We start from the raw sequence: 12,347 nt of genomic DNA on the forward strand, positions 1-12,347 counted from the left end.
TTTGCCCCACCCGCAAACCGACCCTCGGCACGAAGCAAAGGCCGCTGTCCCAACGCACAGACGGATTAATGTGATTAAAAAAGTAACTTTGACCGATATAAATTTTAGATGACAAAAGAGATACAAATAGAAGTTAGTTTGATTACCAAATTGACTGACCTGAAATACAGTTACAGGTCGGACATCAAGGACAGGGCTTCGCTGGAAAGAATTTCCGTGAAAAATTTCAGGCTCTCAACAAGGTTAACCCTGACCGACTCTGAATTTGCCAGACTACGGGACGAGATAATCAATTCAGACGTTTTTGCTTCTTCAAAACGACTAAGAGAAATCAACACCTTCAGTCGTGAGGACGGAACGCCTTTGCATTACACTCTGGTAAATATAAAAGACTGGTGTAAAAACAAGGTTTGAGGTTATCAATCAACTTCGCATAAATACAGAAAACAGCAACCACCGTTACGATGTGATTTTGTTGATTAACGGAATTCCTGTTGTTCAAATAGAATTAAAAACGGCAAGTAAGCCCACGAAAACCATGCAGCAAATTGTGGACTACAAAAGTGACCCAGACAATGGTTATACAAACTCATTGCTTTGTTTCATGCAACTTTTTATTGTAACCAATCGCAGTAACACCTATTATTTCGCTAACAACAACTCTTCACATTTCAGCTTTAATGCTGATGAACAATTTTGCCTGTTTATCAATTTGCAAGTGAGGACAATAAAAAATCACACATAGACGACTTTTCAGAAAAGTTTTGAGCAAATGCACCCTGAGCCAAATGATAAGCAAATACATGGTATTGGTTGCAAGCGAACAAAAGTTGCTTGTCATGCGACCATATCAGATTTATGCAGTTAAGGCAATTGTAAATTCAATACAAGAACACAAAGGCAACGGCTACATTTGGCACACAACAGGAAGCGGAAAAACGCTTACTTCTAACAAAGCATCTACCCTGCTCAAAGACAATCCGAATATTGAAAAATGTTTGTTTGTGGTTGACCGCAAAGACTTGGACAGACAAACCCGTGAGGAGTTCAACAAATTTCAGGAAGGTTGCGTTGAGGAAAACACCAATACAGAAACATTGGGTAAAACAGATGCTCTCTGGCGATTACGCTAACAAAGTAATTGTTACGACAATTCAAAAATTAGGACTGGCTTTAGACCCAAACAACAAGAACAATTATAAAGAACGCTTACAAGCATTAAGCGACAAACGAATTGTTTTCATTTTTGATGAGTGCCACCGTTCACAGTTTGGTGAAAATCATAAAGCTATCAAAGAGTTTTTCCCAAATGCACAACTATTTGGTTTTACAGGCACACCAATATTTGACGAAAACGCCAATTACAAACAAATTGACGGAACAGTTGGCTCTTATGTAACTACAAGAGATATTTTTCAAAATCCGTTACACAACTACACCATAACTCATGCAATAGAAGATAGAAACGTATTGCGTTTTCCATATTGACTATTTCAAACCTGAAAAAAATGTAACGGTTGGAAGCACTGACCATAAAAAAGCGGTTGTAAATGCTATTCTAAAAAAACATGATGCTGCAACACACAGCAAACGCTTTAACGCTTTATTGGCAACTGCTTCTATCAATGATGCTATTGAATATTACGAACTATTCAAAGACATTCAGGCAAGCAAGACAAAAGAAGATGAAAACTTTATTCCATTAAATATTGCTTGTGTGTTTTCACCGCCTGCCGAAGGGAACAAAGACGTTCAGCAATTGCAGGAAGATTTACAACAGAGAAGGCAGACAACAAAGTTGAACCTGAAAAGAAGAAAAAGCACTTGAAGCCATTATCAGTGATTACAACAAACAATATGGCTCAAATCATAAAATCACTGAATTTGACTTGTATTACCAAGATGTTCAACAACGCATCAAATTTCAAAAGTTCAGCAATACCGACTATCCACGCAAGAACAAAATTGATTTGGTGATTGTGGTGGATATGTTGCCCTACTGGATTTGACAGCAAATACTTGAACACTTTGTATGTGGACAAGAACCTGAAATTCCACGGATTGATTCAGGCTTTCAGCCGAACCAACCGTATTTTGAATGATACCAAACCTTATGGAAACATTTTAGATTTCCGCCAGCAACAAGCCGAAGTTGACAGAGCCATTGCCCTATTCATGGAGAAGATGCAGGACGAGCCAAAGAAATTTGGTTGGTTGACCCTGCTCCGAAAGTGATTGAGAAATACCAAGAGCAGTGAAAGCAATGGAGAAGTGGATGGAAGACAAAAACATGGTAGCAGAGCCGCAAGAAGTTTACAACATCAAGGTGATGCGGCCCGAGTAGAGTTTATCAATCGTTTTTAAAAGTGCAACGATTGAAAACACAGCTTGACCAATACACTGACCTGAACGAAGAACGAGAAATCAAAATTGACGATTTAATGCCCGAAGAGCAATTGCGTTCTTTCCGTAGTTCGTATTTGGAAATTGCAAAACAACTCAAAGAAATTCAGCAAAAAGAAGGCAGCAAAGCACCTGAAAACATTCAGCAATTAGACTTTGAATTTGTGTTGTTTGCTTCTTCCAGTGGTTGATTATGATTACATAATGAACCTGATTGCCAAATACACAAGGCACACCAGAAAAAGCAGAAAATGACCCGTGACCAATTAATTGGTGTATTAAGTAGTAGTTCAAATCTATTGGAAGAACAGGAGATATTATTGACTACATCAAAAATTTGGAAGTAGGAAAAGCATTTAAACGAACATGAAATAAAAGACGGCTATCAAAACTTTAAAGAAGCAAAAATTGCCAAACGATTAGCAGAAATAGCACAAAATAATGGCTTGGAGATTTCGGCTCTTGCAGCAATTTACAACTTCCATCATTAGCCGAATGATTTTTGATGCTGACAAATTAAGTGAACTTTTGCCCTTTAGACTTAGGCTGGAAAGAAAGAACCAAGCGAGTTGGCATTGATGGAAGAATTGACACCTTTATTAAAAAAAAACAAGCCGAAGGGCAGGAAATATCAGGACTGAAAGCATGAATAGAGAAAACAATTTTAGATTGGTACCAAGGCTTGATTTCCTGAGTTTCTAAATGACGCTAATTGGGTCGAAGACACCTTAATAAATATAGCTGGGTTTCGGAGAGGAAGTTTTCCTCAACCTTATGGTCTGCCTAAATGGTATGATGACATTAATGGTATGCCCTTTATACAGGTTTACGATGTTGGCGAAGATTTTAGATTAAAGCCAAAACCAAAAATAAAATTAGCAAGTTAGGAGCGGAACAGAGTGTATTTATTCCAAAAGGGACTGTAATAATTACAATTCAAGGGTCAATCGGCAGAGTGGCAATTACTCAATATGATGCCTATATTGATAGAACTCTTTTGTTGTTTGAAGAATTTTACATAGAATTAGATAAGACTTTTTTTGCTTATTTATTATTCCTGCTTTTTGAAATTGAAAAACTAAAAAGCTCCCGGTGGAATAATCAAAACGATAACAAAGAAGTTTTGAGTCAATTTGTTGTTAAGCTACCTTCTCAAAGGAGCAACAAAAAATCGCTGCTTGCCTCTCGTCTTTAGATGAAGTAATTACAGCCGAGACCAAAAGCTGGAAATACTGAAAGACCACAAAAGGGCTTATTGCAAAACCTATTGCCGCAGGAGGGCGAAACAGTTCCAAAATTTCAGTTCAGTGAGTTTGAAGATAGTGCAGAATGCGAAGAAACTACTTTGACCCAAGTTGCAGATTACGAAAACGGTAAAGCCCACGAACAAGATATTGCAGACGATGGCAAATTTATAGTTGTGAATTCAAAGTTCATTTCACAAGATGGCGAAGTAAAGAAATTCACCAATACCGCTTTTTGCCTGCAAGCAAAGGAGATGTTTTAATGGTGCTGAGTGATATTCCAAATGGAAAAGCCATTGCAAAATGTTTTTGGTTGAAGAAGATAATCGCTACACTGTTAATCAGCGTATTTGCAGAATTACGCCACGAAATGTCAATAGCAAAATTCTATACTATTTGCTAAACGAAATCCATACTTTTTGGCATTTGATGATGGCGTAAAGCAAACCAATCTAAGAAAGATGATGTTTTGAATTGTCCATTGCTTATACCAGAAGACCCAAAGAACAAGATAAATTGCTGATACACTTTCTTCAATTGATGATTTGATAAACGCACAAAATCAAAATTGGAAGCTCTGCAACTTCATAAGAAGGATTGTTGCAAGGTTTGTTTCCATCAATAAATAATGAAGAATGAGACCTGAGTTATTAAAATAAAGAAAGCTGATTTTGAGGATAAAATATTGAGGTAAACTCAATAAAGCAGACAAAGCTTTATTTGAGAGCAATTATGTATTTGACGGTGCTGAAAATGTTTACAATCTAAAAAGCAGGATTGAGTGAAGCAATAACTAACAAACTAACCTTTAAACTCAAATCAATTAGCTTCTTACCATTCTTGTCAATAGAGGAATTAGCTGAATATTTACGTGAATTAGATAAAGATATGTTTTACTATTTGCATACAATGGAACAGGCAAAACACGCCTATCTATGGATTTCAGACAAAAGGAAAAGTTTGATGCAGACGGCAATGTAACAGAAAGAGACACTTTATATTTTAATGCTTTTACCGAAGACTTGTTTTCATGGGATAATGATTTAGATGGCGACACACATAGAAGATTGCTCATAAATAAATATTCTGCTTTTATTGCAGGTGTTCGGGCATTGGATATGGACAATAAAATTCGGCCTCTTATTCATCGCTACTCAAATTTCAATTTCCTTATTGATTACGAATACAAAGACAAAGACGAAAATGAATATTGGGCAGTTAACTTTATCAGAGAAGAAATTGTTGCAGGAACTCCTCAAAATGTTGAATTTGTAAAAATTTCAAGAGGCGAAGAAAACCTTTTTATATGGTGCTTCTTTTAGCAGTAGCACAATTAGCAATAGATAGGCATCAAAATTACGATTGGGTAAAATACATTTACGTAGATGACCAGTTTCTTCCTTGGACGACAACAATACAATTGTAAGTACACATCATCTTGGCTCTATGTTAAAAAGGGCAATGGCGATGTAAGTCAATTGTATCAACTCACCACGCTTTATTTTCAATGTTGTATGTAATGAACGGAAATAATGCACCACGACTTTTTAAGTAAATCTGATGGAGTTTATTTTAAAAGACACAACAGACAGCCATTCTTTTATCATGTTTCCATGATTCAGGATTTACTAAAAGGCAATCAATGCAGATAAATTTACACTTACCATTTCTACTTCCTCAGAACAATTCTTGAAAAGGCAGCTAATTTTCATGGCTTCAATGGCTTTTCAGATTGTATAATCATTGAAATGATGATGAAGAAAAAAACTATTCACTCGAATGGTCAACAACCTGAATCACGGTGGTTATTCAATGTTTGAGCCAAAGGAAATGGGAGAAGAAAACAAGAAATATTTCAAACAAATATTCAAGAACTTCAGAACGAACTATAAATTCAATGAAGACTTACTTGAAAAACCAATAGAAACAGCAACAGCATGACAGACAATAATCAAACACAATTAGGCAATACACTTTGGAAAATCGCAGACGAATTGCGTGGAGCAATGAACGCTGACCAGTTCAGAGATTATATGCTTTCATTTTTGTTCTTACGTTATCTAAGGACAATTACGAAACAGCAGCAAAGAAAGAGTTAGGAAAAGATTATCCAGTTCTTAAAGAAAACGATAAGCGAACACCTTTGTCCGTTTGGTATGAGAACAATCCTGATGATGTTCAGGAATTTGAAAAGCAAATGAGGAGAAAAGTTCACTATGTAATTGAACCTTCTCATTTATGGAATAGCATTGCTGAATTGGCTAAAACACAAAGCAAAGAGTTGCTTCGCACTTTGCAAGATGGTTTTAAATACATAGAAAATGAATCTTTTGAAAGCACCTTTCAAGGGTTAGTTTCCGAAATCAATTTAGATTCTGATAAACTTGGCAAGAACTACGAAGAACAGAAACAAGAAACTCTGTAACATCATTCAGAAAATTGCAGAAGGCATCAACAGCTTTGATAAAAACATTGACTATTTAGGCGATGCTTACGAATATCTGATTGGAAAATTTGCAGCAGGTTCAGGGCAAAAAGCAGGAGAATTTTATACACCACAACGTATTTCAGACATTCTTTCTGCCATTGTAACACTTGACAGCCAAGACCCAAGCAAAGGTGAAAAGAAAAAGATTGAACGAGTTTTAGACTTTGCTCTGGTTCAGGTTCATTGTTGCTCAACGTCCGTAAAAGAATGACAGACGCAGGAGGAACAATCGGCAAAATATTCGGACAAGAGAAAAATATTACAACTTACAACTTAGCCCGAATGAACATGCTTTTGCATGGAGTTAAGGACACAGAATTTGCAATTCATCACGGAGATACATTAGTCAATGACTGGGAGATTTTAAATGAAATTAATCCTTCAAAGAAATTAGAATTTGATGCCATTGTAGCCAATCCACCTTTCAGCTACCGTTGGGAACCATCAGAAGAAATGGGACAAGATTTCCGTTTTAAAAGTTATGGACTTGCCCCAAAGTCAGCAGCCGACTTTGCTTTTCTGTTACACGGTTTTCACTTCTTGAGTAAAGAGGTAACAATGGCAATCATTTTGCCTCACGGTGTTTTATTTAGAAGTGGTTCAGAAGAACGCATCAGAAGAAAAATTATTAGAGGACGGAAACATTGATACAGTAATTGGACTTCCAGCCAACTTGTTTTTCTCGACAGGTATTCCTGTTTCTATTTTGGTTTTAAAGAAGTGCAAAAAAGTTTGACGATGTTTTGTTTATCAATGCCGTTGACCATTTTGAAAAGGGCAAACGACAAAACAATTTACTACCTGAAAATATTGACAAAATAGTTGAAACATACAGAGACCGAAAAGAAGAAATCCGTTATTCTCGTAGAGTATCAATGGACGAAATCATTAAGAACGAATTCAACTTGAATATTTCACGCTATGTAAGCACATCGTTAGACGAAGAAATAATTGACTTAAAAGAAGTAAACAAAAAACTCGTTGACCTTGACAAGGACATAACCAAAGCAAGAGAGACACATAATAAATTTTTAAAGGAATTGGGACTTCCACCAATATAACAAGACGAAATGCCAACGCTATTTGCAAGCACATTGCCAAAGCCGCACAAGCCAACGCTACAACCAAAGCTTTGTCAAAGAGCTTGCAAAGCCAACTGCAACAGAAAAATTGTTTTAAAAAATTTCCCGACCCTTCAAAAAAATAAAAAACGCCACGCACAACCCGACAGACAATGACACTGAAACTCAATACTGACAATGGTTTGCAAGGACGGACGACAGAACGCCTGCTGGTAACAGCGGTTTGGCGTAATGGCGGGTTTCGTGCTTCGTATGACAGTTTTGTGGTAGGTTCAAGTGCAGTTCTTCGATTGAACTTTGTGCTAAAATCCGCCACTACGCCAACCCGCAAAACGTTAGCACTCACCCTAAAAGACGACACGACCGACAACAAACAAACAGAAACGAAGGACAAAAAGCCAACGCTTCGCAAAATTAAAAGAGGTGTTTTGCCAACGCACTTGCCGACACAAAAACACCACATTTAATTTTGCCCAACCGCACCCAAAAGCCCACCCACCACCCGACAAGTGGAATGTTGAAAATTTGGAGGCAACTTTTGACCCTTTTTCTAAAAATAATTTTTACATTTGCCAATATTTGTCAAGTCAAAAGAAAGCACATTGAAAACAATTGGGACGACATTACGAGAATTAAGAGAAGCAAAAGGACTATTGCTTAGAGAAGTTGGAGCTAAACTTTCGCTTGACCCAACCATCTTGAGCAAAATCGAGCAAGACAAACGAATGCCGACAAAAGAGCAAGTAAAATCACTTGCCAACTTTTATAAAGACCAAAAGAATGAAGTTATAATTGCTTGGCTTTCAGACAAACTTTATTATGAAGTTCAAGACGAAGATTTGGCATTACAAGCAATGCAAGTAGCAGAAGAGAAAATTAAATACAATAAAAAGAAAACAAAATAATGGCTGTAGATTTTTCCGAAATATTAGTTGTTGGAGTTTCCAGCCGAGCACTTTTCAATCTTGAAAAGGAAAATGAAATTTTAATACCGAAGGTATTTCTGGTTTCAGAAAGTATCAACTTGAACACGAAGACGAACCTTTAGAACTTGGAACAGCTTTCCACCTTGTTCAAAGTTTATTGCACTTAAATGAAAACGCTAAGAAAAGAATTGTTGAAGTTGTTGTAATGTCGAGAAACAGCCCCGGAAACAGGTGTAAGAATTATGAACTCCGTTGGTAAATACAATTTGGACATTACAAGAATGGCGTTTAGTGGTGGCGAACCTTTAGCACCTTATATAGATGCTTTTGATATTGACTTATTTTTTAAGCAAAGACCTTAAAGATGTTCAAAGTGTAATTGATTCTAAAAATGTGCAGCCGCCTATATTTACGAACCGCCAACAGAATTTAAACCCAGTGACAACAGAGTGAAAATTGCATTTGATGCAGATGCAGTTTTGTTTTCTGACGAATCGGAACACAGATACAAAACAGAAGGAATTGAAGCATTTCATAAATACGAGCAAGAACATCAAGACGAACCATTGGGAGAAGGTCCTTTTGCAAAATTGCTAATTAAACTTTCAAAAATTCAAGAAGAATTACCAACAACAATTGAACTTTCTCCTTTGCGAATTGCAATTGTAACAGCAAGAAATGCACCGTCACATATGAGAGTTATCAAAACGCTTCGCAAATGGGGCGTATATGTTGACGAAGCATATTTTGGGCGGACTTTCTAAAGACAATGTTTTAAAAGCATTTGGAGCACACATATTTTTTGACGACCAAGAAGTTCACCTAACGGAGATCATCAAAAGTAGTTCCTTCTGGAAAAGTGCCCTATGCATCAGATTCTCCATTACTGAAATTAAATGGAAAAGTATCAATCACTAAAGCAACAGACAAGAAATGAAATTATACGAAACACTTGAAAAGCAACTAAAAAAGAACCCAACTTCGTTACCGACAACGGAGAACTTAAAAATGGGTGGTAATAAATAAAGCACAGAACTATGATGCTGAACTTATTGGCTTGTTGCTTGACGATAAGGCACTGAAAGCAAAATTCTTTCTTGACATCAAAGGTGTTTTGGTTTTCAACCAATCTTTGTTTGTGCAGTTTTTGGAGCAAAAGAATTATTTGAATGACAGCTACACCGCATATAAAAACAAAGTTGGATTAAACATTGACGGAAAATATTTGAAGCAACGCAACGAAGTTGCTTTAGTTTGGCCATTTAAAGACTGTGTGTTAGAAGGTGGACAAAGCCGTGAAGAAGATATAAGAGAAGAAATATTTTTTTAATGAAACCCTTGCACAAGACGAAATTACTCAACTCTTAGAACCAAAGGTTTTAACCAATGCAAAACGCTACACAACAAAGGTGATAAAGCATTCGATAAATTCAATAGGGATGAGGATAATTTTATAACGGATAATTTAATTGTTAGGGTAACAATTTATTGACCTTTATTCACTAAAAGCCCAATTTGAAAATAAGATAAAACTAATATACATTGACCCTCCTTACAATACTGGCGGGGATAGTTTCAGATACAATGACAGTTTCAATCATTCAACTTGGCTGACCTTTTATTAAAAACAGAATGGAAATAGCAAAATCATTGCTTCGTCCTGATGGTTTTGTTTTTATTTCAATTGATGATAATGAACATCCATATTTACGATTAGTTTGTGATGAAATTTTGGCAGACAAAATTTTGTTTCTGATATTATAATTCAATCAAATAAAGGTGGAAGAGATTATTTAAAAATTGCAAAAGTCACGAATATTTAATTTGCTATCAAAAATCACCTGATAGTGAAATGAATGAAATTGAAAAAACAGACGTAACTCATCAATACAAGGACTCGAAAGGTGGTTTTAATTTGAGAGAACTAAAGGAATCGTAATCCGAAATTTCACAAAGGCAATCGTCCAAATTTATTTTATCCGTTCTACGTTAATGAAAAAGTAAGATGAGAATGGATTTTGTGCAGTTTCATTAGTTCCGAAGAAAGGATTTGAAATACAAGCTGTTCCATTAAATAGCACAGGTAAGGAAAGTTGCTGGCGTTGGGGAAAACCTAAATCTGAATCAAACAGCAATGAAGACCTTGATAAAACAGAAGTTGTTGCAAAACAGAAAGGTGATGGTGGTTGGAATGTTTATGAAAAACATAGAAAAACAACTGGAAAAAGAAATCAATATGGGATGATAGTGCAGTTCGCACAGAAGCAGGAACAAAAGAACTTCGTAAATTATTAGTAAATCCAGCGTTTCCATTTCCAAAACCTGTTGAACTTATTAAAAGAGTAGTAATGATTGCAAGCGATGAAGGCGATACAATCTTAGATTTTTTTGGTGGTTCAGGAACAACAGCACAAGCAGTTCTTGAGATTAATCAAGAAGCTGAAGAACCAAGAAATTTTATAATCTGCGAACAACTTGACTACGTTGGAACAATAACAATTGAAAGAATTAAAAAGGTAATCGAACAAAACAAAAATGGTGAATTTGTTTATTTGGAACTCAAAAAATACAATCAAAACTTCATTGAACAAATTAAATCTGCCAAAGACAAAAAAGCAGTGTTGAAAATTTGGGGAGAAATGAAAACAAAATCTTTCTTAACTACAATGTTGATTTGCAAAAGCAAGAAAATATTGAAGATTTTAAAGCATTGACTTTAGAAGAACAAAAAACAACATTTGGTTGAGCTATTAGACAAAAACCAATTGTATGTAAATCTTTTCTTCATTGAACGATAAAGACTTTGCCGTTTCAGCCGAAGAAAGAAAGTAACCCAAGATTTTTACCAACTTAAAAATAAGCAGAATGAGTTTTTACACGACACATTGGTGCGGGAGTTTGGTAAAGAGAAATTGCCCGTGTTCCTCTTCCCAATTACATAACTGACAATCTTAAACCTGGTTTTGGTCAACGACCTTATCAAATAGAATCTTTTCAGCGTTATATTCTTTGCCATACAGAAGATTTTACAGGCAGACCCAAAAACCGTTTCACTTGTTGTATAATATGGCAACAGGTAGCGGAAAGACTTTAGTAATGGTTGGCTTAATGCTTTACTTGTATGAAAAAGGTTTTAGAAACTTTTGTTTTTCGTTAACTCAAACAACATCATCAAGAAAAACGAAGGACAATTTTTTGAATCCACAGGCTTCAAAATATTTGTTCAATGACAAAATAGTAATTGACGGAAAGGAAGTTTATATAAAGGAAACAGACACCTTTGAAAGTGCTGATGATAAAAACATCAATATCAAATTCACGACTATTCAGCAACTGCATGATTTTAAACAACACCAAAGAAAACAGCGTTACTTACGAAGATTTCAAGGACAAAAAATGGTGCTCTAGCAGATGAAGCACATCATTTAAGTTCTGCAACAAAAAACAACGGTGATTTATTTGGCAGTTGGGAAGGAACTGTAATTGAAATTCTAAAACAGAATTTCGACAACATACTTTTAGAATTTACCGCTTACGCTTGACTATGATAATGCCGAAATCTTAAAAAAGTATCAAGACAAGGTAATTTTCAAATACGACCTTGCTCAATTCAGAATTGACAAATATTCAAAGAAATAAATCTTATCAGGTCAGGCTTTGACCAGCAAGAAAGAATTATACAAGCATTGATATTGAACTATCGTCAAGAGTTGGCAACAGCCAACAATATCAATTTAAAGCCTGTTATTCTATTCAAAGCAAAAAAAGACAATTAAAATCCGAACAAAACAAAGTAGATTTTCATAATCTCATTGATTTAATGTCAGCCCAATTGGTTGACCAAATTGAAATACGGCAACAGTTACAATAGTTCAAAAAGCGTTTAACTTTTTTGATTCAATAAATATTTCATCAGCCGAGATTTCAAGAAGAATAAAATCAATTTCCGTTTTGAAAATTGCATCAGTGCAAATAATGATGAAGAAGCAGAGAAGAATCAGTTGCTTTTAAATACGCTAGAAGATGAGAACAATCCAATCCGAGCAGTTTTTGCAGTGCAAAAATTAAACGAAGGTTGGGACGTTTTAAATCTTTATGATATTGTTCGTTTATCCGAAGGTCAAAACACAGGGGGAACAAATACAACCGTTGGAGCAACAACACTTGCAGAAGTTAAGTAGTGGACGAGGAGCAAGATATTTTC

General features: G+C 35.7%; 7 protein-coding genes and 6 pseudogenes. All 13 read left to right on the plus strand.

Annotated elements, in window-relative coordinates:
* Positions 1-108 precede the first annotated feature (108 nt).
* A pseudogene (locus IPO86_16010) lies at positions 109-3,052 on the plus strand (type I restriction endonuclease subunit R).
* 160 nt (positions 3,053-3,212) lie between these two features.
* Positions 3,213-3,598: pseudogene (locus tag IPO86_16015) on the plus strand (restriction endonuclease subunit S).
* 72 nt (positions 3,599-3,670) lie between these two features.
* A complete protein-coding gene (locus IPO86_16020; protein MBK9729613.1) occupies positions 3,671-3,910 on the plus strand; it encodes a hypothetical protein in 240 nt (79 codons plus the stop codon).
* 559 nt (positions 3,911-4,469) lie between these two features.
* A pseudogene (locus IPO86_16025) lies at positions 4,470-5,588 on the plus strand (anticodon nuclease).
* Positions 5,585-7,196 (plus strand): annotated as a pseudogene (locus IPO86_16030) (type I restriction-modification system subunit M). Before IPO86_16025 ends, IPO86_16030 begins: the two co-directional pseudogenes overlap by 4 nt.
* A 173-nt stretch (positions 7,197-7,369) precedes the next feature.
* Positions 7,370-7,684 carry a hypothetical protein gene (locus IPO86_16035; protein MBK9729614.1) on the plus strand — a complete coding sequence of 105 codons (315 nt, stop codon included), beginning with the start codon at positions 7,370-7,372 and terminating at the stop codon, positions 7,682-7,684.
* A 135-nt stretch (positions 7,685-7,819) separates the two neighbouring features.
* Entirely contained in the window at positions 7,820-8,122 is a 303-nt protein-coding gene (locus IPO86_16040; GenBank protein MBK9729615.1) for a helix-turn-helix transcriptional regulator, read from the plus strand.
* A pseudogene (locus IPO86_16045) lies at positions 8,122-9,080 on the plus strand (5'-nucleotidase). Before IPO86_16040 ends, IPO86_16045 begins: the two are co-directional and overlap by 1 nt.
* A 75-nt stretch (positions 9,081-9,155) precedes the next feature.
* Complete coding sequence (locus tag IPO86_16050; GenBank protein ID MBK9729616.1) at positions 9,156-9,473, plus strand: hypothetical protein; 318 nt, start codon at positions 9,156-9,158, stop codon at positions 9,471-9,473.
* Positions 9,474-9,669: 196 nt separating this feature from the next.
* Positions 9,670-9,966: pseudogene (locus IPO86_16055) on the plus strand (site-specific DNA-methyltransferase).
* A gap of 411 nt (positions 9,967-10,377) precedes the next feature.
* Positions 10,378-10,857 carry a site-specific DNA-methyltransferase gene (locus tag IPO86_16060; protein MBK9729617.1) on the plus strand — a complete coding sequence of 160 codons (480 nt, stop codon included), beginning with the start codon at positions 10,378-10,380 and terminating at the stop codon, positions 10,855-10,857.
* 352 nt (positions 10,858-11,209) lie between these two features.
* Positions 11,210-11,551, plus strand: a complete 342-nt coding sequence (locus tag IPO86_16065; protein ID MBK9729618.1) for a DEAD/DEAH box helicase family protein — start codon at positions 11,210-11,212, stop codon at positions 11,549-11,551.
* A gap of 593 nt (positions 11,552-12,144) precedes the next feature.
* Entirely contained in the window at positions 12,145-12,324 is a 180-nt protein-coding gene (locus tag IPO86_16070; protein ID MBK9729619.1) for a hypothetical protein, read from the plus strand.
* Positions 12,325-12,347: the final 23 nt, after the last annotated feature.

Source organism: Saprospiraceae bacterium, from assembly GCA_016717265.1.
GTDB lineage: Bacteria > Bacteroidota > Bacteroidia > Chitinophagales > Saprospiraceae > Vicinibacter.